General features: G+C 71.5%; 25 protein-coding genes, 1 tRNA gene and 1 pseudogene. 18 read left to right on the forward strand and 9 right to left on the reverse strand.

The window, feature by feature from the left end:
- Positions 1-429: 429 nt before the first annotated feature.
- Positions 430-873, reverse strand: coding sequence for a DUF4240 domain-containing protein (locus tag ACIP64_RS06035; protein ID WP_401582413.1), 444 nt, complete (start codon positions 871-873; stop codon positions 430-432).
- 197 nt (positions 874-1,070) lie between these two features.
- Between ACIP64_RS06035 and ACIP64_RS06040 the strand changes: the two genes are divergently transcribed.
- From ACIP64_RS06040 to ACIP64_RS06050, 3 genes are all read left to right on the forward strand, one after another.
- Positions 1,071-1,490 (forward strand): hypothetical protein, encoded by a 420-nt coding sequence (locus ACIP64_RS06040; RefSeq protein WP_401582415.1) that lies wholly within the window; start codon positions 1,071-1,073, stop codon positions 1,488-1,490.
- Between the two features lie 177 nt (positions 1,491-1,667).
- A complete protein-coding gene (locus ACIP64_RS06045; RefSeq protein ID WP_401582416.1) occupies positions 1,668-2,195 on the forward strand; it encodes a hypothetical protein in 528 nt (175 codons plus the stop codon).
- A 40-nt stretch (positions 2,196-2,235) separates the two neighbouring features.
- Positions 2,236-2,553, forward strand: a complete 318-nt coding sequence (locus ACIP64_RS06050; RefSeq protein ID WP_401582418.1) for a hypothetical protein — start codon at positions 2,236-2,238, stop codon at positions 2,551-2,553.
- Positions 2,554-2,712: 159 nt separating this feature from the next.
- Here the strand turns inward: ACIP64_RS06050 and ACIP64_RS06055 are convergent, their stop codons facing one another.
- On the reverse strand, positions 2,713-3,291 hold the full coding sequence (locus ACIP64_RS06055; RefSeq protein ID WP_401582420.1) for a DUF6461 domain-containing protein: 579 nt from the start codon (positions 3,289-3,291) through the stop codon (positions 2,713-2,715).
- A gap of 28 nt (positions 3,292-3,319) precedes the next feature.
- Entirely contained in the window at positions 3,320-4,123 is an 804-nt protein-coding gene (locus ACIP64_RS06060; protein ID WP_401582421.1) for an SMI1/KNR4 family protein, read from the reverse strand.
- A gap of 199 nt (positions 4,124-4,322) precedes the next feature.
- Between ACIP64_RS06060 and ACIP64_RS06065 the strand changes: the two genes are divergently transcribed.
- Together ACIP64_RS06065 and ACIP64_RS06070 are read left to right on the forward strand one after the other, a co-directional pair.
- Entirely contained in the window at positions 4,323-4,826 is a 504-nt protein-coding gene (locus ACIP64_RS06065) for a hypothetical protein (RefSeq protein WP_401582423.1), read from the forward strand.
- A gap of 202 nt (positions 4,827-5,028) precedes the next feature.
- Positions 5,029-6,006 carry a helix-turn-helix domain-containing protein gene (locus tag ACIP64_RS06070; protein ID WP_401582424.1) on the forward strand — a complete coding sequence of 326 codons (978 nt, stop codon included), beginning with the start codon at positions 5,029-5,031 and terminating at the stop codon, positions 6,004-6,006.
- A 43-nt stretch (positions 6,007-6,049) separates the two neighbouring features.
- Here ACIP64_RS06070 and ACIP64_RS06075 read toward each other — a convergent pair whose 3' ends face one another.
- The 3 genes from ACIP64_RS06075 to ACIP64_RS06085 all read right to left on the reverse strand — a co-directional run bounded on the left by ACIP64_RS06075 (position 6,050) and on the right by ACIP64_RS06085 (position 8,445).
- On the reverse strand, positions 6,050-6,826 hold the full coding sequence (locus ACIP64_RS06075) for a DUF427 domain-containing protein (protein ID WP_401582425.1): 777 nt from the start codon (positions 6,824-6,826) through the stop codon (positions 6,050-6,052).
- Positions 6,827-6,884: 58 nt separating this feature from the next.
- Positions 6,885-7,322, reverse strand: coding sequence for a VOC family protein (locus ACIP64_RS06080; RefSeq protein ID WP_360916652.1), 438 nt, complete (start codon positions 7,320-7,322; stop codon positions 6,885-6,887).
- A 160-nt stretch (positions 7,323-7,482) separates the two neighbouring features.
- On the reverse strand, positions 7,483-8,445 hold the full coding sequence (locus ACIP64_RS06085; protein WP_401582427.1) for a TIGR03619 family F420-dependent LLM class oxidoreductase: 963 nt from the start codon (positions 8,443-8,445) through the stop codon (positions 7,483-7,485).
- Between the two features lie 127 nt (positions 8,446-8,572).
- Between ACIP64_RS06085 and ACIP64_RS06090 the strand changes: the two genes are divergently transcribed.
- The 8 genes from ACIP64_RS06090 (at position 8,573) to ACIP64_RS06125 (ending at position 12,846) form a co-directional block, all read left to right on the forward strand.
- On the forward strand, positions 8,573-9,139 hold the full coding sequence (locus ACIP64_RS06090) for a helix-turn-helix domain-containing protein (protein ID WP_401582429.1): 567 nt from the start codon (positions 8,573-8,575) through the stop codon (positions 9,137-9,139).
- A 96-nt stretch (positions 9,140-9,235) separates the two neighbouring features.
- Positions 9,236-9,310: transfer RNA gene (locus ACIP64_RS06095), tRNA-Trp, on the forward strand.
- A gap of 97 nt (positions 9,311-9,407) precedes the next feature.
- Positions 9,408-9,722 carry a hypothetical protein gene (locus tag ACIP64_RS06100; protein ID WP_401582431.1) on the forward strand — a complete coding sequence of 105 codons (315 nt, stop codon included), beginning with the start codon at positions 9,408-9,410 and terminating at the stop codon, positions 9,720-9,722.
- Between the two features lie 33 nt (positions 9,723-9,755).
- On the forward strand, positions 9,756-10,226 hold the full coding sequence (locus ACIP64_RS06105; protein WP_401582432.1) for an NUDIX hydrolase: 471 nt from the start codon (positions 9,756-9,758) through the stop codon (positions 10,224-10,226).
- A gap of 121 nt (positions 10,227-10,347) precedes the next feature.
- Entirely contained in the window at positions 10,348-10,926 is a 579-nt protein-coding gene (locus tag ACIP64_RS06110; protein ID WP_401582434.1) for an RNA polymerase sigma factor, read from the forward strand.
- Entirely contained in the window at positions 10,923-11,492 is a 570-nt protein-coding gene (locus tag ACIP64_RS06115; RefSeq protein ID WP_401582436.1) for a hypothetical protein, read from the forward strand. The genes ACIP64_RS06110 and ACIP64_RS06115 overlap by 4 nt, the downstream gene beginning before the upstream one ends.
- Positions 11,493-11,870: 378 nt before the next feature.
- The gene (locus ACIP64_RS06120; RefSeq protein ID WP_401582437.1) at positions 11,871-12,143 is read left to right on the forward strand and encodes a hypothetical protein; all 273 of its coding nucleotides are present in this window, start codon (positions 11,871-11,873) and stop codon (positions 12,141-12,143) included.
- 112 nt (positions 12,144-12,255) lie between these two features.
- Positions 12,256-12,846, forward strand: coding sequence for a hypothetical protein (locus ACIP64_RS06125; protein ID WP_401582439.1), 591 nt, complete (start codon positions 12,256-12,258; stop codon positions 12,844-12,846).
- Between the two features lie 51 nt (positions 12,847-12,897).
- Here ACIP64_RS06125 and ACIP64_RS06130 read toward each other — a convergent pair whose 3' ends face one another.
- Positions 12,898-13,797 carry a LysR family transcriptional regulator gene (locus tag ACIP64_RS06130; RefSeq protein WP_401582440.1) on the reverse strand — a complete coding sequence of 300 codons (900 nt, stop codon included), beginning with the start codon at positions 13,795-13,797 and terminating at the stop codon, positions 12,898-12,900.
- Positions 13,798-13,912: 115 nt separating this feature from the next.
- Between ACIP64_RS06130 and ACIP64_RS06135 the strand changes: the two genes are divergently transcribed.
- Positions 13,913-14,944 carry a DUF4331 family protein gene (locus tag ACIP64_RS06135; RefSeq protein ID WP_401582441.1) on the forward strand — a complete coding sequence of 344 codons (1,032 nt, stop codon included), beginning with the start codon at positions 13,913-13,915 and terminating at the stop codon, positions 14,942-14,944.
- A gap of 104 nt (positions 14,945-15,048) precedes the next feature.
- Positions 15,049-15,621 carry a GNAT family N-acetyltransferase gene (locus ACIP64_RS06140; RefSeq protein ID WP_401582443.1) on the forward strand — a complete coding sequence of 191 codons (573 nt, stop codon included), beginning with the start codon at positions 15,049-15,051 and terminating at the stop codon, positions 15,619-15,621.
- 213 nt (positions 15,622-15,834) lie between these two features.
- Here ACIP64_RS06140 and ACIP64_RS06145 read toward each other — a convergent pair whose 3' ends face one another.
- Entirely contained in the window at positions 15,835-16,122 is a 288-nt protein-coding gene (locus tag ACIP64_RS06145) for a hypothetical protein (protein WP_401582445.1), read from the reverse strand.
- 292 nt (positions 16,123-16,414) lie between these two features.
- Between ACIP64_RS06145 and ACIP64_RS06150 the strand changes: the two genes are divergently transcribed.
- From ACIP64_RS06150 to ACIP64_RS06160, 3 genes are all read left to right on the forward strand, one after another.
- Positions 16,415-16,558, forward strand: a complete 144-nt coding sequence (locus ACIP64_RS06150) for a hypothetical protein (RefSeq protein WP_401582447.1) — start codon at positions 16,415-16,417, stop codon at positions 16,556-16,558.
- A gap of 139 nt (positions 16,559-16,697) precedes the next feature.
- Positions 16,698-18,803: a restriction endonuclease gene (locus tag ACIP64_RS06155; RefSeq protein WP_401582448.1), complete on the forward strand. Its 2,106-nt coding sequence runs from the start codon at positions 16,698-16,700 to the stop codon at positions 18,801-18,803.
- Positions 18,804-19,026: 223 nt separating this feature from the next.
- Positions 19,027-20,763, forward strand: a complete 1,737-nt coding sequence (locus ACIP64_RS06160; RefSeq protein ID WP_401582449.1) for a substrate-binding domain-containing protein — start codon at positions 19,027-19,029, stop codon at positions 20,761-20,763.
- Positions 20,764-20,780: 17 nt separating this feature from the next.
- On the opposite strand, the pseudogene ACIP64_RS06165 reads toward ACIP64_RS06160, so the two are convergent.
- Positions 20,781-23,593: pseudogene (locus ACIP64_RS06165) on the reverse strand (ATP-binding protein).
- Between the last annotated feature and the right edge of the window lie 172 nt (positions 23,594-23,765).

A 23,765-nucleotide genomic window follows, 5' to 3' on the forward strand; every position in this document is an offset into this window, starting at 1 on the left:
CACCACTCCTCCCGGCCTGACTCAACGAGCCAGACCCCTGAAGGGGGTCAACTTTCAAGCGTCGCTACCGGTCCACTTTTCAGCCGTCGCCGACATACGGGACTGGCCGTCTGCCGAATGCGAGTCGACGATGCGCACTCGTCGCTCTGAAGGGGCTGCAGACTTGCAGCCCAGTGACACATGAATGGCGGACCGGTTCAACCCCATCTAGGCGCCCACCCGGTCGTGGCTGACATCACCGGATGACTTCAACGCGGGGGGGGGATGGCCACAGAAGCAGGCAGGAAGAGACCAGCCATAGGCCGCCCGTGTTGGCACCTCCCTACAGGGCAAACGAAGCCCGGCCCGAACTTACAGGCAGGTGACGGCGGCTGGCGTCCAACTGCACGGCTGGCCGGCCCCCGTGGGTTTGCGCAGCAGAGCCGGGTTCTATGAACGGGCCCAGCCCTTGGTGTTGGAGTAGGACTCATAGGAGTAGCGCGTCCGGCGACCCCACTCCTCGCCGGTGAGGTGCTCGTACGCCCGATCTGGAACGTATAGCAAGCTTTCGGCCCAGACGTTGCCAGTGGCGAAGGGCTCGAACGCTGCCGGATCCCGAAGGACGCGGTCGTACGTGCCTCGGCCGGCAGCAACGACGGCGGCCCGGGTGTACAGGAAGGCGTCGCCCGACACGTTGTGCCCATACTCCCTGCGATCCAGCCGGTACAGCGCCCACGACAACTGTTCTGCGAACTGTTTGACTGTCGCCAAAGGACCCTCGACCAGGCGTGACGTCAGAGCTGCCACGAGTTGCTCGGCGTCCGGGTCCGGCGTCCCCGGCTTGCAGTCCTCGATCAACTGCCAGAAGGCGTTCTCATCCACGATCCAGAGCATGACGGATGGGTCTGACAGGAGGGCGGCCTGCCACAGCCGTGCCACATCGAGCGGTCAGCCACGGTCGACCACCGGTCCCAGGCCCGACGCACGTGCCTGGTCGGCCAAGCCCGTCCCGCCCGGCGTCGGGTGATGCTTGACGACTGCCCCGGACGATCACGAAGCGATGCTCTGAGTACCGTTGTACGGTGCCCCCCGTGAACGAAGAGAACGAGTGGGGGCTGCGGCCTCTCAGCCCAAGCGAGGCCGCCCGCCTTCGGGAACTCGCCAAGGCGGTAGGGGAGGATCTGGGCCAGTTCGGGCTCGCTCTGTACAACCATGAGGCGCCGGATTGGGAGACGGCGGCCGGCGGGCTGGAAATCGAAGTGGACGCCTTCGACGATGCCGCAGGAGGGATCTGGCTCAGCTGGGCGGTACATCCTGCGCTCCGCCGTGCGAGCCGAGAGGCTTATCAAACCGGGAGTCCGAACATTTCCGTGATCAGAGCTGCGGGAAACGTTCACGAACGAATGGCTCCGGCGATCCTGTCCATGCTGCAAGCGCTCGGATACGTCGCCGAGAACAGTGACGACGACTATCGCCCCTTTGCGGTCAAGGTTCTCTCCGGACCCCGTTGATCCCACGGCGGTGCCCTCGGCGTGCCCCGTCGAGCGGGGAATCCACAGGTCGCGCCGCAGGCTGCCCCGGCTCGCTCGTAATGCGGTGGTCGGCCACTACCGCAGCGGACATGATGACGTCAGCCATGCGGTGACCGCCATGGCGAGCGGTGTTCATGTGATCCGTCAGGAGATGTCGTGACCGAGCCCGACTTCGCGGCGGCTGCCCTGCGTGCTGCATTGTCCATCGACCGCACCGGCGCCCCCGGCCGGCGTGGGGCCGCCCTGCTCCTGCTTGGTTACGCCTGCGACGCGACGGTGTCCGAACTGGTCGCACTCGATGTCGCCGACCTGACCCCCGCAAGCTCAGGCCTGGCAGTGAAGATCCGCCGACAGGACGGGGCGCGAGACGACCTGATGTCCCTGTCGCCGAACCGCGCCGACCCCACGAACTGCGTGGTGGCAGCCGTACAGGAACTGCTCTGCAGTCTGCGGGCGGCGGGCCGGACCGCGGGACCGCTGTTCGTGCGGACCGACGGGTACGCATGGGTCAACAAGAGCCCGGCTCAAGGCAAGCGCCCGGCCTACGACCCGACCGGTCGGCTCACGGCTGGTGCCGCCGCGAACATAGCCATCCGTATCGGCCGGGCATCCGGCATCGAGTTCACCTGCGATTGGACAAGGGACCGTCTGCGCCTGTGCTTCTCCACCGCCACTGCTTCGTGACTGTCTGACGTCGCACGCGACGTCAGACGTCATCACGGGCATGACGGGAACACAGCAAGATCAGCTGTCACGGCTGTGGGACGACTTCAGAAGATTGCGGTTCCCCGCGGGGTTCATCGGTCGTGAGCCCGAGGGCGAGTGCACGGCGTTGATGGACACCATGGTCGCAGGTTGCGTCTCCGTGGCATTGGAGCGCCACCTGGACGACCGACGCCGGGATGATCTTCATCATCGCATCACGGTCCTGAGGAGGATCCTCCCGTCCATCGCTGACGACGAGTACGCGACCCAGTACTTCAGCCACTTGCTTGAAGTGGCCGTGCTGGCGGCCGAACTCGACAACGCCCGGGGCCGATAGTCGCGCGAGTGCGTGCCGCATCCTGGGGCCCGCCACGGAGGATGAAGGTGCGTCGCCGTCGCGCTGCACCGCCGAACTGGGCATCCCAGTCGTTCTCGCCTTCCGCGATCTGCCCGCAGCCGTCGGCCGGGCGTACACGGCGCCGCGTGCCGGCCGACGCTAGAAGGGGGCGAAGCTGACGGCGGCGAGAGGGCCGTGCTCCACGACCTCGCGCGGCAATGTCAAGCCGAAGTGGCGTTCGCCCATCTCGAGGATCTTGATTTCCGCGTTCACATCGGGTACGGCACTCCCGTCGGGCAGCAGCAGTCCCACCTCCTGCATGGCCGGCACCAGTCGACCCGGATCGTCCCCGCCGAGTTGGTCGGCTTCGACACCCGGTTCGAAGTCGCCGATGATGCGCCCGTCCTCGGCATAGAGGAACCAACGGGGCGGCCCACCACTGTTGAGGTACACGACCGCCTCGGTCCCCCGAGCGACATCGCGGAGGGTTCTTCGCTCCATACCCTCGTCGCTCCAGTGCTCCAGCGCGAACGCCCACCCACCGCACGTGCCCAGCCGGGCCACCAGTCCCTTCCCGTACGACCATTCCATCGCCTCGTCGGCGGTGAGTCCTTCGCGGATCGTGCCGGGATCGCCCCCCATCCTGCGGACCAGTTCGGCAATTCCCAACCCTCGCGCAAAGGTCAGGCAGTAGGTGTCAAAGGCCTCTGAAATCCATTGGATTCCGCCTTCGGTCACAGGGACTCCTCCGTACGTAAGATGCGTTTCAGTGATCATCGGACCCGCGGCGCTCGTCTTCGCGCCCCTGGCACGCGGGGCTGCAGCGGTTGAGTGCCTCGTCCCAGACGTCCCCGCCGTCCGCCCAGGTCCACAGCCATCTCCGCAGTGAGGCGGTCGCGTGCCTCAGGCCGTCGTGCGCATCCTCGTCCCAGTGGGGTACCCAGCCGTCGTTGTCGTAGAGCAGCACGGGGTTGCCGACCGCGGCAAGTGAGAGGTGCCACTCCATCGTGCAGCCGCCGTAGGCGAGGTGCAGCCACGATGCGGGCACTCCACGCGTACGGTTGCGCTCACGGACACCGACCGCGCTCGGCCAGTCCGTCAGGTGTCCTGGGGCCCTGTTGCCGTCGGTCAGTGAGGCCAGGCCGGAGTCGGGGCCGAAACCTCCGTCGGCCACCTCGGTGTAGACGCGCCGTAGCAGTCCGGGAAGGCGGCGCCCGATTCTGCGCTCTGCCTCCTCGACGTCCGCAACGGATATCGGCGGAAACAGCGGGCCGCGGGGAGCGTCCGCGTAGTAGCCGGTCACCTCCGCGACGTCGGACTTGAGCTGGACCGTCCCATCACTGCTGTACGACCTGAAGACGTCCTGGAGCTGCTCCACGTGCGCACTGCCGTAGCGCACCGCTATCCAACTCACCGGAAGGTCAGCCGTATCGAATCGACGACCCGGATCGCACGCCCGGGCGCGCAGCTTCTCGATCAGCGCGTCGTCGTTCTCCTCCCCCTCGACGCTCAAGTCAGCGAGAAACTCCTGCTTGAGCGGTACGGGGCCATCGTCCGAACGGGGGATCATGTGCGGGAGCCTAGTGTCGAGCTCTGACATGCCTTGGCACGCCGCCGGCGGCCACTGGCTTTGTCGGCGTGCCGCATTGGGCGGTCAGCCGCGGCCAATGACGACTTGCCGCGGTCGCCTGTCGACGGTTCGAAACCGTCGACGTCTGGGATCAAGAAGTTCCTCCGCACAAACAGCTGTGCTTCTTCAGACTGTGTGCATGACCATGCAGAGCGGGCCCTTCAGCAGCGTGCCCCTGCCCACCTTGTTCCCTCACGCCGAGGCGGCGGAACACCTGCGCATGCGACATGCGGCCGCAGCCCTCGATGGCGAACGGCCATCGGGGAACGAGCCGAAGTGGGAATGGTTTCCCCAGCACATCACCTGTCCCGGGGAAGACGTCCGCCGCGGCGTACCCGAGATCCTGCTCACGGAGATCTCCCTGTACGACAAGGAGGCCGACTGGCTGGAGCTCGCACTCGACATCGAATGGACCGTCGAGGGCAACCTGAACGTCTGCGCCGCTCTGAGCGTGGCCTGCTGGTGCGCCGAGAACCACAACGCTCATTTCATCAATCAGCGCAATCTCGCCATTGACCACCACACATCACTGGGTTCTGCGTTCGAAGCAGGGGTTGGCCGACTGATCGAGTGGCTCGCAGAACCATGGGACCCGGAAGTCTGGAGATTTCGTTCAGGGCTCCCCCCGCGCCGGGTCTCCTGATCAGGGGTTGCCGGAAGGCTTGCTCGGGCGTCCCACCCCCTCTTGCCCTGAACCCCCGGCGGCCCGCCGGCGCACCGCAAGGGCGAGAGCGGAAATAAAGGTGCATAATGCAGCAAAATCTGCGAAATGGGCCACTGGGCGCAGTACCGTGGAAGTCTGCCCCGCTACGCAGGCTCCGCGACCGGTTCAGGAGGGCGCTCGCATGGCATATCTACTCGACGCCGCGTCGCTCGCTCCCGGTGATCGCGCGGATGCGATCCGTGAATTCTCGTGGTCCGTCAACGGCCGCATAGAGGTGGAGCTTCCGCAGAACCCGAATCGCCAGCGGGCCCACGTGACCACCAGCGCGCTGGGGTCGGTGAAGATCTCGCAGATCGGCTGGAACGTGGCCCGCCTTCGGCGCACTGGTGCCCCGGTGGACGAGGACATGGTGCCGCAGATTCTCGTCTCCATCCAGGAATCGGGGGTGACCCAGTTCGAGCAGGGGGGCAGGCAAGGACTGATAAAGGCCGGGGATCTCACGGTGCTCGACAATGCGAAGCCCTACGAGGTCTTCTTCCGCGGCTCCGTACATGCGGTTCTCGTGCGCGTTCCCAGGCAGGTCCTTGGGCTGCGGCCGTCCCTGCTCGACCGGATCACAGCCGTACCGCTCAGTTCGGAGCGCCCGGTCGTGGGCGCGACCGCGGCGTTCTTCACCCGGCTGGCCCGTCAGGCCGCGGCCGGCGAAGCCGAGACCGCCCTGTTCACGGAGCCCTCGGTCGACCTGATCAGGGCCGTGGTCACCGTGGTCATGGACCGGGACGACCTGGCCAGGGCGCCCTTGAACAACACACTGCTCGAGCGTGTCCAGGAGTACGTCCGCCTCCATCTGGCGGACCCCGACCTGACCGCCGAGCGCATCGCCGCCGAGCACGACGTCTCCGTACGCTGGCTCTACCTGACCCTGTCCCGGGCGGGAATCACCCTCGGTGAATGGATCAGGACGCAGCGCCTCGAAGAATGCAGGAGGGAACTGGTCTCGCCGGTGCATCAGTTCATGACGATCGAAGCCATCGCCCACCGGTGGGGGTTCGCCAGCCCGGCCCACTTCAGCCGCGTTTTCAAGGCGGCGTACGGAGTGAGCCCCCGCGAGCTGCGTTCGCAGCACGCAGCGGCGGGAGCGGAACTTCACCGGGGATAGTGCCTGCCCGCCCGAGAGTTTCCGGCGGCGGGCACGCATGCCGTCACGTCAACAGCCCGGAGGGCCTCGGCAGCAGTTCTCCGTCGACGTACAGATCAACGCGCTCGTTGAGGAACGCGACCATGCCGGCGATGCGGTTGGCCTGGAATGTCGGCAGGTCGTAGGCCCATGCGATGTCCTCGTGCGGGGCGGCCTCGCCGTCGAACGACCAGTAGCCGCTCGTCGTCCCCTTGTAAGGGCAGCGGGTCACCGTGCCGGAGGGGCGCAGCCTGGTGAAGTCGACGGAGAGACGGTCGAGGTAGTACCGCGTCGGCAGGCCGGTCTCGAACACCTTGACGCAGCGCGGCGCTTCCGCCAGCACGACGCCCTCCAGTTCCACGCGGACGCTGCTGGAGGAGCGGAGCGCGTCCACACGGGAGTAGGGGCTCCGGGGGTGGACGAAGACCGGCTCGTCCTCCTCGAACCAGGAGTCGAGCGCGTCCCACTCGAAGCGGACGGTTCCGTGCAGGGCCTCGGGAGCGCCGTCCTCCCACACCCACGCCGCGCCCTCTCGGACCTCTGCTCCCACCTTGAGGGTGTGGCGCCGTGCGGGTCCGGCGCCGTGCGGCTCGCTGTGTCCTTCGTCGACGAGTTCCGCGTCGACCATGTCGCGGACCGGGATGCTGAACTGGGGATAGGCGGGCCACTCCCATACGTAGAGTGCGCGCCGCGTGTCGAAGGCGACGCGGCCTCCCAGCGTCCCCCTGATACGGCGGGGGACGGGCTCGACATGCCCGACCGGCGCGATCAGGCTCGGGTGCCGGACATTCTCCGTGGTCATCGTGAGTACCTCGATCAGTGGTGGCCGCTCGGCGGGGGCAGGGGTACGGGCCGGTGGGTCAGCCGGCATGGAGACCTCGGAGCAGGCCGGTGGACTGACCCACCTCGATCAGGTAGCCGTCCGGATCGCGCAGGTAGCAGCGGAGTTCCGCACCGCGGTCGAGGGGCTCCGTGAGGAAGTGAGCGCCCTTGGCGACCGCATGGGCGTGGAAGGCGGCCATGTCGGCGACGCGGACATTGAGAAAGCTCGACACCCGCTCGGTGCTCTGCGGCACTTCAAGAGTGACGCCGGGTTTGTCGGGTGTAGGGCCGCCCCCGGGATTCATGATGATCCAGCTGTTGGCCACCTTCACGATCGCCGGGTTCTCCTCCATCACGACCTCGCCGCCGAACACGTCGGCGTAGAAGGTCCGTGACCTCTCCACGTCACGTACGGTCAGGAAGTGCGTGACAAGGAGTCCTTGTTGCGGGGCGGGCAGATCGCCATGAGCCGTCATGGTCCGTCATCCTCACTGTGCAGAACGCGTGATCGCAGAGGCCGCCGCTGTGGCTGCGAACCGGCGGCTGCCTCCTCCGGCACCCGCCGCACCAAAGAGACCGATCACCCCCGGCGTATGTGACACCCGCCGGACCGGCGGCCGACGGTACCCACGCGCTTCAGGGCGCGAAGGCGCCGAGGCGGTCGGCCGCCTCGATCACCTCGCCGAGCAGCTCCAGCCACGGGTCCACGTCCGCGGCCTGCAGGCCCACGCCGAGCCCGAGGCCCTGGCCGCCGGCCAGGTACACCTGGGTCACGCCGGTCTCGCGGGCGGCCACGAGGTCCTCCGCGATCTGCCGGGGCGATCCGCCGAGGAAGGGCCGGCCCTCCCCCATCGGCTCGCGGGTGACCGGGGTCGGCCACGGCACCTGGTTGACCACCATGAGGTCCGCCGGGTCACGGCCCGCCTCCCGGGCGGCGTCATGGAACGTGGAGACGATGCCGCGCAGTTCCTCCACCGAGGAGGTGATCGGGATCAGGCCGTCCGCGATCCGGCCGGCGCGCTTGACGGCGGCCGGCGCGTTCGCGGCCAGCAGCACCGGAATGCGGGCCTGGACGGGCTTGGGGTTCACCTGCGACGGCGCGATCCGGTAGAACTCGCCGTCGTGCCGGACCGGGTCCGGGCCCCATGCGGCCCGCATCGCCGTGATGAACTCCTCGGTACGGGCGCCCTTGCGGCCGACCGGCACGTTCGCCGTCTCGAACTCGTAGTGCTGCCAGCCCTGCCCCAGACCGGCGACGACCCTGCCGCCGCTGAACCGGTCCAGGGTGGCGAGCCGGCGGGCGAGCATCACGGGCACGTGCAGCGGCGCCACGAGGATCGCGGTGCCCAGCTTGATCCGCTCCGTCACGGCGGCGATGTGGCTCAGCGTCTCCAGCGGCTCGTACGTCGAGCCGTAGAACTCCGGCAGCATCTGGGGTTCGCCGCCCGTCCACAGCACGATCTTGTCGAGCGGGCGCAGCAGGCGCTCGAACGTCCACAGGGCGGCGTAACCGAGCCGTTCGGCCTCGACGGCGACCTTGACGATCGTCTCGGGCGAGGTCTGCGGCCCGGCGGTGGGCAGTGCGAGACCGAGTTCCATGGGTCCTCCAACGTGTGGAATGCACAGGCGGGTCGACGGGGAGCCGCCGCGTGAGCGCAGCGCCGCGGACGCCGCCCGGATCTGCCGGCTGTCCTGCCGGACCGGCCTTTTCTCGTATAGTAGACCTGTGTCCAACATAGTAGATCCCCTGGTCGTTCAGATCGCCGCTCGCATCCGCGGTGAACGGGAGCGGCGCCGATGGACCCTGGCGCAGCTCGCGGACGCTTCCGGCGTGTCCCGCGCCATGATCAACCGGGTCGAACGCGCCGAGAGCAGCCCCACCGCCGTCGTGCTCGGCAAGCTCGCCGCCGCCTTCCAGGTCCCGCTCTCCGCCCTGCTCATCCCGGCCGAGGCCGCAGGGGTGCACCGGATCGCCGACGCCGCGGAATGGCACGATCCCGCCACCGGCTATCGCCGGCGCCAGATCACCGGACCGCGATTCCCCGCGGACATCGCCGAGGTCCACCTGCCGCCCGGCGCCCGGGTGCCGTATCCGGCCGCGTCCCTGGCGTTCCAGCGGGAGGCCGTCTGGGTCCTCGAAGGCCGGCTGACCTTCCACGAGGGCGACGTGGTGCACGAACTCGGCCCGGGCGACTCGATCGAGGTCGCCGAGCCCGTGGCGTGCGTCTTCGCCAACACCAGCGATGCCGAGTGCCGCTACGCGGTCGTCCTCGCCCGCGTCGACAGGCCGTGACCTCTGTCCGGGCCGATGCCGGGTCACTGAGCGTGCCGGACCGCGGGCGGTGGGTCGTCAACGCCGGCGGCACGAAGGCTAGGATCGCCCCCGGGCGAAGCCGTAGCGCAGAGGCAGTCGCGCGCGGTCTCCAAAATCGCGAGGACGCCGGTTCGAATCCGGTCGGCTTCGCCCGCCTGGTCCGACATCCCTCCTGGAAGGGCACGGCTGTGGCGTACGCAGTGGGCGTCTTCGACGACGCCTCGCGGCTGACGGCCCCCGCAGCCCCGTGACCGCCGAACTGCCGCTCTTCGCGGAGGTCTTTCCCGAGTCGGCCGCCGACATCCTGCGCCTGCTGGAGCCGGACGGCGGGGTCCTCACTGAGCAGATCCCGACCCTGCGGTTCTACGGCGCATGCGACTGCACACCCGCATGCCGCACCCTCCTGACGGCACCGAAGGGCTCACCCACCCCCTGCCTCTGTGCGTTGGACGAGGACGACGAGGTGGTGATCCTGCTCGGCATCGACCCGACTGAGACGGTCGTCGTCAACGTCGAGGTCCTGGACGGAAGGGACCTGGGCGACGCCGCACCGCGCCCCTGACCGGGAACGAAGCCCTGTGCGAGGCTGGGACGCATGGCCCGCGTCGACTACTTCAACGACCCGAACGCCCCCGAGGCGAACAGCATCGTCCCGTCGGTCACGGCCGTCGCCCTCAACGGCGCCGGGGAGATCCTCCTCATCCGCAGGACCGACAACAACCTGTGGGCACTGCCGGGCGGCGGGATCGACATCGGGGAGTCCGCGGCGGCCGCGGCCGTACGCGAGACGAGAGAAGAGACCGGGTTCGACGTCGAAGTGACCGGCCTGGTCGGCATCTACACCGACCCGGCGCACGTCATGGCCTACGACGACGGCGAGGTGCGCCAGCAGTTCTCGATCTGCTTCCACGCCCGCATCACCGGCGGCGGACTCCGCACCAGCAGCGAGAGCAGGGAAGTGGCCTTCGTCCACCCGGGCTTGCTGGACGGGCTGGACATCCACCCGTCCATGCGGCTGCGGATCGACCACGGACTGGCCCGTCGCGACGCGCCCTGGATCGGCTGACCGCCGCCCACGGTTCCGGGCGGTCCCGCCCCGAAGCCGGCGGACCGAGTTCGCCGGGGGCGGTAAGAATCCTTGCCCGGCCGTACATCTCCTGATTGACGGACGACATCACGGAGGTGCAGTGAAGCGACGACGGACAACCGTCGACGACGCCGCCCGGGACCAGGCGCTGGAGGCCCTCTACACGGCGCATGCCGACCGCGTGCTCGGATACCTGCGGCACCGCACGGACCGGGAGACGGCCGAGGAGATCCTCTCGGAGACCTTCGTGCTGGCCTGGCACAAGTACGGCGCCGTTCCCGACGACGCACTGCCGTGGCTGCTCGCCTCGGCCCGGCGGCTGCTGGCCAACCGGGTGCGGTCCGACCGGCGGTACCTCGCGGCGACCGCGCGCATGGCGGCGTTGGCCGACCGGCCCGGGAGCGAGGAGATCGGGGACGCGATCGGGACCCGCTCCGAAGTGGGCGCCGCGCTGCTGACGCTCTCCGAGACAGACCGTGAGGCGCTGTTGCTGAGCGCCTGGTACGACCTGACGGCGCGCCAGGCGGCCGCGGTCATGGGCTGCACGGCCGCCGCCTTCGCCGTACGCCTGCACCGCGCGCGGAAACGCTTCAGGGCCGCGCTGACCGAGGCGGACCCCGCAACGCCTGTCCCCGGTACTCGCCGGCACCCTCACTTCGCCCGGCAGGAGTCGGTATGAAGAAGACCCCGGGCACGACCCGGCACGCGCCCGATCTCGCCGCCGTCCGGGCCGTGCGCCCCGACGACGGCACCGACGGCTGGGCGGAGTCCGCCGCGGGCCGCCGCGTCCTGCACGACGTCCTGCGACGCGCCGCCGAGGAGCCGTCCCCCGCGCGCGGTCCCCGGAGCCGACGCCGCCTGTTCCTGGTCGCCGGTGTAGCCGCCGCACTGCTCGGGGGCGCCAGTACGGCGGCCGTCGCGACGCTCGGGCCGTGGGGGCAGGACGGGACCAGGGTCATGTGCGCCCGTACATTGACGGCCGAGGCGGACCTCAGTGAACCGCCGCCGGGGTTCGAGAAGGACTTCGATCCGCACGACCCCACGCGTACCTGCGCGGCGGCCTGGGGCACGATGTGGCAGGGCAGGCCGCAGCCGGCCCGGTTCGCGGCGTGCTGGTTCCCGATCTCTCCGCCCGCCCCCGGCGGGCGTGTGCGCGGCGCGCCGGTCGTCTATCCGGCGGACGGCTACCCCACGGACCGGGCGGCCTGCGCGGCCATCGGCTCCACACCCGTGGCGAGCGGTTGAGGACGGCCGGCACACCGCCCCTGCCTTCGTCGGCCGGCCGCCGGGAGCGGCAGGTCCGCGGGGCCGCCGGCCGGTGCCGTCACGGAGGCGGCCTCGTGTACTCCGGCCGCGAAGACGGTCCGTCCGGGGCCCGCCGCGCGCAGCAGGGCAGCAGGGCAGCAGGGCAGCCGACGATGCCGACTCGGCGCGGAAATCGTCAGGTTCCGGTGCGTCGGCGGTCCCCTGGCGTTGTGCCGGATGGGCCGCTGCCGGGCCGGAGTGCGCGTGGCAGTGGGCTGTTCTAGTGTCGGAGGAAGGAGGGGTGGTGCTGCCGAGCCGCGCTCGTCCTACCGCTCGGCGCCTCGAATCCCCGACCAGCCCGGAGAGCAGGTGCCTCCCATGCGTATGTCGGCCCGCTTCGCCGGTGTCCTCACCGGTCTGACCCTCGCACTCGGCGGCGGCGCCTTCGCCGTCCCCGTCGCCCACGCGGACATCCCGGCCTGCACGAACATGGTCCGGCAGACCGGCGTCGAGGTCACGGACGCCGTCAGAACGGCCTGCACCCAAGGTGTGCACGGCGACCTGAGGGGGTGCGTGAACGCGCTGACCGGGGCCGGCGTGCCGGGCGGCGCCGCGACCGGTGCCTGCCGCGCGGCGGCCAACCCCCCGTGACGGGATCGCGGTCGGTGACAGGCCCCTGGATCAGGGTGGGTTGACCGGCCCCCGGGCATCGTGGGCGCGATGCGGTGGCCCGGGCATTCGGGGGCATGCGACGGTTCGGTCCATGGGCAACTCGGCGGCATATCCCGTCCTCCGGACCACCGACGCGACCGCGGCGTTCGCGCAGGCCTCTCGCCTGCGCGCGCTGCTGGCCGAATGCGAGGACGAGGTAGGGCTCTTCGCCCAACTGCGGACGGTCGCGGACCTGCGGCGGATGGCTGCGGTCCTGCCCGAGGCCGCCTTCGAGTACACCGGCAAGCGCAGCGGCCCGGCCGGCGAGGCAGCCCTGCTCGGTATCGAGGTGACGGCGGCGGACGACCCCGCACTGGAGCGGCATCTGCCGTTCGATCTCATGGTGGACGTTCCCGGAGGAGGTGTGGAGGAGCGCTTCGCCGCGGTTCTCGGCCGCGGGACGGCGGCCATCAGCTGGCGCGGCATGTGGCCGGACGATCCGGAGACCGGTCGCCACGGGTCCTTGAAGTACGACGGCGTCCAGGTGGTGTTCCACGGCAACAACCCCCAGTTGGGCCCTCCTTGGGCCGCTGACCACACCGTCCACGTCCATGTGGACAGGCTCGGTGACCTGGCCCGGGCCCGGAAGCTCGCCGCACACATCGGCGGCCAGGTCCTGGGTGGGCCACTGCTCGGATGGTGACGAACCGTGACCCCCGGCACGTTCGGTGGACCACGTCGCCGATGCCGCCGGTCAGGCGCGGGCCGCGATGTGGAGCAGTTCCTCGACCGCGCCGGTCAGCGGGCGGTCCTCGGGCCATACGGCGCGCAGCCGGCGCCGCAGGTCGGCCCCCGTCACCGGGACCTCGACGATGCGGCCCTCGGCCAGGTCGTCCCGGACGCTGATCGCGCTGAGCACGGCGGGACCGGCGTTTTCGGCCACGGCCCTGCGGATCGCGGCGTTGGCGTCCAGCACCATCAGGGGCCGGACCGGCTCGACTCCCGCGCCGGCGAGCACGCGCTCGATGGTCTCCCGTGTGCCGGAGCCCACTTCGCGGACGATCAGGCGGGTGCGGGCCAGTTCGGCCAGGTCCACCGGCTCCTGCCGCCGTGCCCAGGCGTGCTGCGGCGCGACCACGACGGCCAGCCGGTCGGCGCCCACCTGCCGGGAGCCCAGCCCGGAGGGCACCGTGGGCGCCTCGAGGAAACCCAGGCCGATACGGCCACTTGCCGCGAGCGCGGCGACCTGTTCGGAGTTGGTCACTTTGAGGCTGACGCAGACGTCGGGCGACCGCCGCTGAAGCGTGCCGATCCAGCGCGGTACGAAGTGCTCGGCCAGCGTCATGCTGGCCGCCAGGTGCAGGTCGAGGGCGTGGTCCCCGCGCAGCGCGGCAACGCCCACCATCATCGAGTCGACTTCGGCCAGCACCCGCCCCGCCCACTGGCACACCGCCTTGCCCTCGGTGGTCAGCGCGGACCCGCGGGTGTCGCGGCTCACCAGCGTCAGCCCCAGGCGCCGTTCGAGCAGGGTCAGGCGCTTGCTCGCGGCCGGCTGGCTGATCCCCATCCGCTCGGCGGCCCGGCCCAGACTGCCGAGTTCGGCGACCAGCGTCAGCAGCAGGAGACTGCCCAGGTCGGGAGGCGCATCGCTCATAACCTCAGTTTATGAGGGCATTCCCCATTGGGCAGTACCGGGCAGCCGCCCGCCCCGCGAGGATGGCGCAGTAGGGAAAACGCCGAAGAAAAACCGAGAGAATCAAGGACCGACCATGTCGCATCATCTCGACACTCCGCTGGCGGCCCAGAACGGTCAGCTGTTCATCGACGACCTGTATGTCTTTCCCGGTGAGCGCAGCACGGTATTCGTCATGGACGTCAATTCCGACATCACCGGTGTCTACGCCCAGCCGGGATTCCACCCGGAAGCGCGTTACGAATTCAAGGTGCATTTCGACGGCGCCGATTTCGAGACCCTGACCTACCGGGTCTCCTTCGGCGAGCCCGACGAGGACGACCGGCAGACCCTGCGGCTGCACGTCCTGACCGGGGACGCGGCGCGCGAGGACTCCGCCGACGGCGACCTGGTCCTGGAGGGCCGCACCGGTGGGACGGCCGCCGCGGACGGCATCCGCGTCTGGGCCGGGCGCATCTCCGACTCCTTCTACATCGACCTGTCCCTGCTGGCCGTCGTCAACGGCGCGGTGGCGAAGGGGTCGGCGGTGGACCTCTCCGACTGGCGTCCGGGCGAGGCGCGGAACAGCTTCACCGGCACCACCGTGGAATCGATTGTGCTCGAAGTGCCGCACGAGGACGCGCGGCTGCGTCCCGGGGCGCGTACGGGCGTCTGGTGCGCGACCAAGCTGGCCACCGACGCCGGGGGGTGGCGGCAGATCAACCGCGGCGGGCACCCGATGATGTGGCCCATCTTCTGGCCCGGCGACACCGACTTCAGCAACCCCGCCAACACCCGGCACCCCTCCGAGGATCTCGCCGCCGCCGGCGACGTCGTCGCGGGCCAGGTCGCGGCCGTCGTCGCGGCCACCGGGACCAGCGGCGACCCGGAGGGCTACGGCCGGACCGTGGCGCGGGAGTTGTTCCCCGACGTGCTGCCCTACGTCGTCGGAACGCCCGCGACCTACGGCTTCGCCACCCGCAACGGCCGTACCCCGGCCGACAACGCGCCCGAGGCGATGCTGTCCCTGGTGACCAACACGGCGGTGCCGTCGGGACTCAGGCCGTCCGTCTCCGAGCACCTGCGGACCGACCGCTTCCCCTACGTCGTGCCCGTGGCACGGTCGTAGCCGGCCCGGCCGTCCTCCCCTCCGCGGCGCATGCGTCGCGGAGGGCTTCCGCGGCAGGCGATATCGCGTTGCCGGCCCCGGCCGGGCCGCGAGAGCATCCGCGCATGGAGGAGCCTGCCGAAAGCCTCAATGCCGACCGGGTCGAACTGCGCCGGTGGCGCGGGAGCGATCTCGACGCCCTGCACCGGGCGATCGACGAATCCCTCGACCATCTCCTGCCGTGGATGCCCTGGGCGGCAGACCACGGCAGACCGCAGACCGCCGCGTTCCTGGCCCGGGTCCACGACGAGTGGGAGAGCCGGCAGACCTTCGCCTACGCGATCACATCGGGCGCGACCGTGATCGGCGGTTGCGGGCTGCACCGCCGTATCGGTGCGGGCGGCCTCGAGATCGGCTACTGGATTCACCCCCGGTGGACGGGACAGGGCCTCGCCACGGCCGCCGCGGCCGCCCTCGTCCGCGAGGGCTTCCGGCTGACGGGCATCGACCGCATCGAGATCCACCACGACGCGGCCAACCGCGCCAGTGGCGCCGTCGCGCGCCGCCTGGGTTTCACCGAGGTCGAGCGCTTCCCCGTGCCGGAGGGGCCTGCCGCCCCGGGTGAGGTGGGGGTCGACGTCATCTGGCGGACGACGGCGGACGCACGGCACGTCGGCCGGCAACTCGGCCTCCAGTGACCGGGCTGACCGCTGTCGCGGCGGACCCGTACCGCGTAGCGGCGCACGGGTCGCGTCGCCGGCAATGGGTTGCTCCGCAGGCGCGCTCCTGTCCTGCCGTGGGTCAGGCACCCTCGGCCGCGGGGGGGGACCGCCGCAAGACCTCGCGGAACGTGCTGCCGGGCCCCGGGGCGTCGCGGGGATCGTGCCCGTCACAACGCCCCCCGCCCGGTCTCAGTCCGTCAGGGCGTAGAGGACGGCCCCGACCAGGAGCCAGACGAGGTAGACGGCCACGACGACCCCGGTCATGGCGAGTGCCTTGAGCGGTGTCGAGAACTGCTTCCTGGCGATCGAGGTGTTGGCCGCGACGCCCAGGAAGCCGATGCCCGCGCCCAGGGCTCCGCCGATGAACAGGCCCAGCGGCAGCACCGACAGCAGCCACTGCCACCATGTGAGCCCGCGGAACTTCGACCAGACATCGGTCTTGCCGAGATCCGGCGCGGCACCCTTGACCCGCTGCATGTGACGGCCCCTCCCCCACTGTTCGAGGGCCGTAGTGTGCCACAGACATATGTCGGTCCGGGTACCGCGGAAAACCACCTGCGGCGCCGGCACACCGCACGCGACCATCAGGGGATCCCCGCCCGCCGCCGCGTGACGCCCACGACAGGACCTCGCGATGATCTACGACCTTCTCCTCGTCGACCCTCGCCGCCGCCCTGGCGGCCGTACTGGACGTGCCGGTGAGCGGGGTGGACTTGGGGCACGAGGACGGTGACGGGGCGCCGCACGGCTCCTGTCGGCCCTGTCCGAGGTGGACGACGTCTTCGCCGCGTCGACCGTGGACGACCCCGGGCACGTCCTCGTCCGTGAGCTGGCAGGTCACGACGGCGACCGGGTCGAGCGCGGCTGGTGGTGGTACCGGCGCCCGGACCCGTTGCCGTGGCGGGACGCCTGATGCCGCGCGGGAGGCAGAAGCGGGTGTCCGGCCCATGGGAGTGAGGCCGGATACCGACTAGGGTGTCCGATTGTTGCCGGTGGGGAGCCGGCGGACGGTTGCGGGTGGGACGACGGTGTCCCGGGGGAGGACCAGCGGCATGAGTCGTCGTTCCAGCGGGTTGGCCGGCATCTGGGCCGAGGCGCAGCGCCAGCAGCAGCGGCAGCGCGAGGCGCAGCTGCGTTCGCAGGTGCAGCGCCAGAGGGATGCGGAGCGGCAGCAGCGCGCCTACGAGCGGGACATGGCGCGCGGGCATCGTGAGCAGCAGGCGGCGTACCGGCGGCACCGCGAGGCGGACGCACACCGGCGGACCGAGGAACTGGACGCGCGGGTCGCGTCCCTGGCGGGCCTGCTGGCTTCCGGCTGCCGGGCCCCGGCGTTCCGGTCGGCCTCGCTCACCCGGCCGGAGCAGGTCGAGGCGTTCGCTCCGGGCCCCCTGGCCCTCCCTCTCCCGATGCCGGACCCGAACCAGTACCAGGCCCAGGGCGGTTGGGGACTGACGGCGCACCGCCGTGACCGGGCGCAGGACGAGGCGCGGGCCCGGTTCGAGCGCGACTGGCACGCCGCCCAGGCCGCCGAGGCCGAGCGGCAGCGCCAACTGGCGGCGTACCGGCAGCAGTACGACCAGTGGGCGGCCGCCCAGCTGGGGGAGATACGCCGGCACAACACCGCGATGGCTCAGATGGCCACGGCACTGCGCAACGGGGATCCCGAGGCGGCCGTGGAGTACTTCTCCGCGGCGCTGTACGCGTCCTCGGCGTGGCCCGAGGCGATGCCGCGGCAGTTGTCCGCCGCCTACGACCCGGCCGGACGGCAGCTGGTCGTGAACTGGGAGCTGCCGAAGTACGGCATCGTCCCGGAGGCGAAGTCGGTGCGCTACATGCCGTCCACGGACCAGGACAAAGAGACGGCCCGCCCGGTCGCCCAGCGGCGGGCGCTGTACCGCGACGTGCTGGCGCAGTGCGTGCTGCTGGTGCTGCGCGAGCTCTTCGCGGCCGACGAGTTCGGGGCGCTGGAGTCGGTGGCGCTGAACGGCTTCGTGGACGACCACGACCCGGCGACGGGCCGGCGCGCCGAGCTCGTCCTGGCGACGGTCATGGCCGCGCGCCCGGCCTTCACCGCGCTCGACCTGGAGCAGGTGAACGCGGTGGACTGCCTCGTGGACGGCCTTCGCGGGCAGCTGTCGGCGCGCCCCGACCAGCGCACCGCGGTGCGGCCGGGCCGGGTGCCCGGCGACGTCGGCGGGGACGTCGTCTCGCACGGCGGGGACGACGAGCCGGACCTGTACACCATGGATCCGATCGCCTTCGAGTCGCTGGTCGCGGACCTGTTCCGGGCGATGGGCATGCGCGCGGTGACGACGCAGCGCTCGAACGACGGCGGTGTCGACGTCGAGGCCGACGATCCCGCCCCGATACGGGGCGGGAAGATCGTCGTGCAGGTGAAGCGCTACCGCAGCACGGTGCCGCCGACCGCCGTCCGCGACCTGTACGGCACCGTGCAGGACGCCGGCGCCAACAAGGGCGTGCTCGTCACCACCTCCGGGTTCGGCCCGGGGTCCCGTACGTTTGCCAACGGCAAGCCGCTGGAGCTGGTGTCCGGGGGCGAACTGGTCGACCTGCTGCACCGCCACGGCCTGCGCGGCAGGCTGGGCGACGGCGCGCCCGCGCAGCGGCCGGCCCGCACGCCTCCTCCCGCGGCGCCGGAGGTGGAGCGGCCCGCCGACCACAACGTCCTGGGGATGTCGTGGTCCGGCGCTGTCGCCCTGGACATCTGCGCGCTCGTCTGCCAGGGCTCCCGGGTGCTGAGCGACGACCACTTCGTCTTCTACAACAACCCCCGGACGCCGGAGGGTTCGGTCCGCTCGGTCGAGGAGGCCGCCCCCGACAAGGCGGCGATCCGGGTCGCCTTCGACGCGCTGCCGGAGCGGGCCGACCGGCTGGTCCTGGTGGCGGCGGTCGATCCCGTCGCCAATGCCGACGCCGACCTGTCGGGTTTCACCGATGCGGGCATCCGGCTCCTGGACTCCTCGGGCGCCGAACTCGACCGCCTGGAGGTGTCCGACGGCCGCCCCGGCGAGACCGCGCTGGTCCTCGGCTCGTTCCGCCGCCGCGCCACCGGCGACTGGGACTTCGTCATCGGCGGCAAGGGCTACCCGGGCGGCCTGGAGGCACTGGTCCAGGAGTACGGCATCGAGGTGGCGTAGCGAGCTGCCGGTGGTGCCCGCGCCGGCCGTACCGGCCGCGGGCGGCTCCCGGGGGCTCAATTGCGTTCCGGCGGGGGCGCGTTCGTTCGTCCTTCACCTTTCCTTCGGCCGTGGTTGCCGCAGGCCGCGCATCCTTGCGCGGATGCGGCCGGGACCCTGGGGAGGCGGTGCCGGATGTCGCGCGGGCACGGGCAACCGTGCTCCAGAACGAAGAGGGCGGACGATGGCACGGTCGAACCGGGCGGCAGTACGGAGCAGTTCCTCGCAGGCGCGGGTCAGGCGCGGGTTGAGGGGCACGGCCGCCACGGCGACCGCGGTGTTCGTCGTCGCTCTCGCCGGCACCTCACCCGCCGAGGCCGACTCCGCCGCGCCGGTCTCCGGGGCCGGTTCGACGTGGGCGCAGAACACGATCGACCTGTGGCGGGCCGGGGCCGCCCGGCACGACGTCCGGGTCGCCTACAGCGCGACGGGCTCCGCCGACGGACGGAAGCAGTTCCGTGACGGTACGGCCGACTTCGCGGTCACGGAACTGCCGTACGGCACGGACGCCGACGACACGCCGCCCACCAGGCCCTACGCCTATGTCCCCGTCGTGGCGGGCGGAATCGGCTTCACGTACAACCTGCGTGTCGACGGCAAGCGCATCACCGACCTGAGGCTGTCCAGCGCGACCGTGACGGGGATCTTCACCAGGACCATCACCCGGTGGAACGATCCCGCGATCCGCGCCGACAACCCGGGCATCACGCTGCCGGACCTCGCGATCACCCCGGTCGTCCGGTCCGACGACGCCGCCACCACGGCGGGGCTGACCCAGTGGCTGGACCACGAGCAGCCCGCGGCGTGGAGCGCCTACTGCGCGGCGGCCGGACGCGGTGCGGACTGCGGCACGACCGCGCTCTTCCCGACCGTGCCGGGTGACGTGGCCCTGGCGGGCTCGAACGGCGTGACCGGCTATGTCGCCCTGCCCGCGAACAACGGCTCCATCACCTACGCGGAGTCGAGCTACACGCTGGCCACGAACCTCACGACGGCCAGGCTGCTGAACGTCTCGGGCTACTACACCACCCCCACGGTCGGCGCCGTCGCGGTGGGCCTGTCCACGGCCACGACCGGCCCCTCCGGCATCGTCGACGCCACCGCCGCGTACACCAATCCGGACCCCCGGGCCTACCCGCTCCCCCTCGTGGGCCATCTGATCGTCCCGACCGCGGCCGACGACCGGTTCACGGCCTCGCAGGGGCAGGAGCTCGGCGCGTTCGGCTTCCACGGCCTGTGCCACCAGCAGGACGCCGCGCGCATGGGCAACGCCCCGCTGCCCCCCGGGCTGGTGCGTGCCGGTCTCGACACGGTGCGCCGCATTCCGGGTTCCTCGCTCGACCGGGACCAGGTGTCGGACTGCGTCGCCGCGGCCGCGGTCGTGCTCCAGAACGCGCCCCAGCCGCGGGCGTGCGACCGCATGGGCGGCCCGCCGTGCGACGACAGCGCGCCGGGGCACCGGATGGCGACGATCTCGACGACCCTCGAACCCGGGGCGCTGCTGCTCTCCGTCGCGGGCGACCCGCACGTGGAGCTGCCGACCCCGGTGCTCGACGCGTCGGGCGAGTTCCTGCACACCACGGGGCAGTTGGCGCCGGTCACGGTCACCGACACCCGGCCCGGCGACATCGGCTGGACGGTCACCGCCCAGGCGGGCGACTTCGCCGACCTGGCCGGCAACACCATCGACGCGAACCACCTGACCTGGACCCCCACCGTCCTCAACCACGGCAACGTCCGGACCGTCACGGCGGGCGACCGGATCGCGCCCGGGGACGGCACCGGCCTGAAGGACATCCGGACCCTGGCCACCGGCGTCGGCCCCGGCACCGCGGACCTCGGGGCCGGGCTCGCCCTGGACGCCCCGACGTCCACGCCGCCCGGCACGTACACCGCGGTCCTGACCCTGACCCTCATCTGACACCGCGCGCCGGCCCCTCACGGCGGGGAGAGCACCGAGCGGAGCTGTCTGCGGGAGCTGACTCCGAGCTTGGCGAACACGTTCCCGAGGTGCCACTCCACCGTGCGCGGGCTGATGAACAACCGCGCGCCGATCTCACTGTTGGTGTGCCCGTCCCTGGCCAGCCCGGCGACCTGGGACTCCTGGCCGGTGAGTTCGGTCGCGGTGTCGGCCGCCCGCTTCCGTACGGTCTCTCCCGTCGCCAGAAGCTCGCGGCGGGCGCGTTCGGCGAAGCCGTCCGCCCCGAACGCGCCGAACGCCTCGTAGGCGGTGCGCAGTTGGGTACGGCTCTCCTGGCGGCGGTTCCGTCGGCGCAGCCATTCGCCGTACAGCAGACGCGCGCGGGCCAGGTGCACGGCGATCCGGCAGCGCGCGAGGCGGTCGATCGCCTCCCGGTAGAGCGCGTCGGCGGCCCGGTCGTCGCTCAGCAGGGCGCGTGAGCAGGCCTCGACACCGAGCGCCCACTCGGTGCCGCCGGCGCGGGTGCGCGCCGAGAGGCTTTCGAGCGCCGGCGCGGCGAGCTCCGGCCGCCCGCTGCGGGCGGCCGCCTCGATCAGCTCGACCAGGGCCCACCCGTGGAAACCCGGCTCCTCGTACCGGCAGACGTGCGTCGCGGCGTCCAGGGCGGCGTCGTAGTGGCCGAGGCCGTTCTCGAGGACCGCGGTGGCGTACTCGGCGAGACTGAGCACGCGTCCCTCACCGCGGGCGGCCACCTCCTCGGCGGTGGCCCGGATGAGTTCCCGCGCCGGGGCCTCGTGGGCGCGCCAGGCGGCGAGCACCAGTGAGGTGTACATCATGGGGACGCCGCCGACGGCCTCCGAGATCGCCGTCGCCTCGTCGATCAGGGCCTGCGCGGTGTCGAACCCGCCGGCGAACACGTGGAAGCACGCCAGGTACGTCAGCGACATCGGGAGGACGGCGAGCGCCCCCGCCTCACGGGCGATGTCCACCGCGCCCGTGGCGAGTTCCCGCCACGCGTCGTCGTCCCACAGCTCGGGCGCGAGCGGTTCCGGGGTCACCCGGCACGCGAGCCACAGCCACCGCCTGTCCGGGTCCGTGGCACCCGCCCCCTGCTCCTGCCGGACGACGCGCAGCGTGTGCCGGACGGCGTCGGCGCCGGCGGCGTGGCCGTCGACGACCAGGCGGGCCACGCTGTCCAGGAGGACGTCGACCACCCGTGGCGGCGAGGGCGGCGGCGGCCCCGCGCGCACCGCCTCGGCCACCTCGCGCAGCCCGGGTCCCGTACTCAGCCGGCCCGCGAACATCGCCGCACCGAACGCCTCCAGCAGGGTGTCCCGGGCCAGGACGGCGTCGAGCGGCGCGAGCCGACGCGCGGCGTCGAGCAGCAGCCCGGGGGCATCGCCGCCACGTTCCTGCGAGAACACCAGCCGGGCCCGCAGCCGCTCCAGCCGGGCCCGCTGGAGGACGTCCAGCGGGCCTGCCTCCGCGACCGCCAGGAGGTCGTGCGCCTGGTCGGCCCCGCCGGCGTCGATGGCGGCCTGGGCGGCCGACAGCGCGCGGGCGACACGCCGGGCGGGACCCGGCGTCAGCTCCGCCGCCCGTCCCAGGAACGAGGCGGCCGCGGCGGCTCCGCCCCTTCGCTGCGCCCGGCCCGCCGAGCGCTCCAGATCGGAGGCGACGCTCTCCTCGGGCCGGACCGCCGCGTGCGCGCGGTGCCACGCCCTGCGATCGGGATCGAGGTGGGGATCGGTGGCCTCGGCCAGGGCACGATGCGCCGTACGGCGATTCGGCGCGGGGGTCCTTCGATAGACCGCGGAGCGGACCAAGGGGTGGTGGAAGCGCACCCGTGCGCCGAATTCCACGAGCCCCGCGGCCTCGGCGGCGGCCCCGGCGCGGCGTCCGCCGGTATCCCCTGCAGCCCCGCCGCGCGCCACAGCAGACCCGCGTCCCCGGTCGGCTCGGCCGCGGCGGTCAGCAGCAGCCGCCGGCTGTCCGGCGGCAGGGAGCGGAACCGCTGGTGGAAGCAGCCTTCGATGCTGCCGGCCACGGGGCGCCCCTCGGGAAGCCAGAATCCGCCCGCCAGCTCGGCAGGACTCAGTGCGGCGGGAAGCTGCAGCAGCGCCATCGGGTTGCCGTGCGCCTCGGCGACGATCCGGTCCCGGACCAGTGGGTCCAGGGGCACGTTCACGACCGAGGTGAGCAGGGCCCGTGCGTCGCGCTCACTGAGACCGCCGAGGCGCAGTTCCGGCAGGCCGGCCAGGGCACGGTCGCCCTCGGGTTCCCGCACCGCGAGGACCAGGGCGACCGGTTCGGCCATCAGCCGCCTCGCGGCGAACGCCAGGGCCTGCCCGGACGCGTCGTCCAGCCACTGCGCGTCGTCGACGAGACAGGCCAGCGGCCGGTCCTCGGCGGCACGCGCGAGCAGGCCCAGCACGGCCAGGCCCACCAGGAACCGCTGCGGCGGCGCCGCTTCCCCCTCCCCACCCTCCTGGCTCTCCTGCTCCCGCAGACCGAACACAACGGACAGGGCGTTCCGCTGCGGTCCGGGCAGCTCGTGAAGCCGGTCCAGCAAGGGTGCGCAGAGCTGGTGGAGGCTCGCGAACGGAAGCTCCATCTCCGACTCGACGCCCGCCACAGAGACGGTGAGGAACCCGGCGGCCCGCCGGGCGGCATGGTCCAGCAGGGCGGTCTTGCCGATCCCCGCCGCGCCACGGAGCACCAGTACGGCGCTGCTGCCCGCGGCGGCGGTGGTCAGCACTCGCTCCAGTGCGGCCAGCTCCGGATCCCGGCCGTGAAGTGCGACCTGCGTGTCGACAGCGGGTGCGCCCATGGATCGACTTCCTGATCCGCTCCTGGTGCGTTGGACAGCCGGTGGGGCGGGGGGACCGGATCCGGCGCGGTCGGCACTGCGCCGCGCCCCGCCGGCCGGGCTGCCCGCCCGAGGGCCGCCCATTTCATGCATTTTATCCCTTTGGGCATGTCATCGACCGTCGGGACCCCGG

The organism is Streptomyces sp. NPDC088733, from assembly GCF_044751185.1.
GTDB lineage: Bacteria > Actinomycetota > Actinomycetes > Streptomycetales > Streptomycetaceae > Actinacidiphila.

Coding starts and splice junctions, on each gene's coding strand:
- ACIP64_RS06035 (WP_401582413.1), bottom strand. CDS start 873: ATGCTCTGGATCGTGGATGAGAACGCCTTCTGGCAGTTGATCGAGGAC.
- ACIP64_RS06050 (WP_401582418.1), top strand. CDS start 2,236: ATGACGGGAACACAGCAAGATCAGCTGTCACGGCTGTGGGACGACTTC.
- ACIP64_RS06060 (WP_401582421.1), bottom strand. CDS start 4,123: ATGATCCCCCGTTCGGACGATGGCCCCGTACCGCTCAAGCAGGAGTTT.
- ACIP64_RS06065 (WP_401582423.1), top strand. CDS start 4,323: ATGACCATGCAGAGCGGGCCCTTCAGCAGCGTGCCCCTGCCCACCTTG.
- ACIP64_RS06070 (WP_401582424.1), top strand. CDS start 5,029: ATGGCATATCTACTCGACGCCGCGTCGCTCGCTCCCGGTGATCGCGCG.
- ACIP64_RS06075 (WP_401582425.1), bottom strand. CDS start 6,826: ATGACCACGGAGAATGTCCGGCACCCGAGCCTGATCGCGCCGGTCGGG.
- ACIP64_RS06080 (WP_360916652.1), bottom strand. CDS start 7,322: ATGACGGCTCATGGCGATCTGCCCGCCCCGCAACAAGGACTCCTTGTC.
- ACIP64_RS06085 (WP_401582427.1), bottom strand. CDS start 8,445: ATGGAACTCGGTCTCGCACTGCCCACCGCCGGGCCGCAGACCTCGCCC.
- ACIP64_RS06105 (WP_401582432.1), top strand. CDS start 9,756: ATGGCCCGCGTCGACTACTTCAACGACCCGAACGCCCCCGAGGCGAAC.
- ACIP64_RS06115 (WP_401582436.1), top strand. CDS start 10,923: ATGAAGAAGACCCCGGGCACGACCCGGCACGCGCCCGATCTCGCCGCC.
- ACIP64_RS06120 (WP_401582437.1), top strand. CDS start 11,871: ATGCGTATGTCGGCCCGCTTCGCCGGTGTCCTCACCGGTCTGACCCTC.
- ACIP64_RS06125 (WP_401582439.1), top strand. CDS start 12,256: ATGGGCAACTCGGCGGCATATCCCGTCCTCCGGACCACCGACGCGACC.
- ACIP64_RS06130 (WP_401582440.1), bottom strand. CDS start 13,797: ATGAGCGATGCGCCTCCCGACCTGGGCAGTCTCCTGCTGCTGACGCTG.
- ACIP64_RS06135 (WP_401582441.1), top strand. CDS start 13,913: ATGTCGCATCATCTCGACACTCCGCTGGCGGCCCAGAACGGTCAGCTG.
- ACIP64_RS06140 (WP_401582443.1), top strand. CDS start 15,049: ATGGAGGAGCCTGCCGAAAGCCTCAATGCCGACCGGGTCGAACTGCGC.
- ACIP64_RS06145 (WP_401582445.1), bottom strand. CDS start 16,122: ATGCAGCGGGTCAAGGGTGCCGCGCCGGATCTCGGCAAGACCGATGTC.
- ACIP64_RS06155 (WP_401582448.1), top strand. CDS start 16,698: ATGAGTCGTCGTTCCAGCGGGTTGGCCGGCATCTGGGCCGAGGCGCAG.
- ACIP64_RS06160 (WP_401582449.1), top strand. CDS start 19,027: ATGGCACGGTCGAACCGGGCGGCAGTACGGAGCAGTTCCTCGCAGGCG.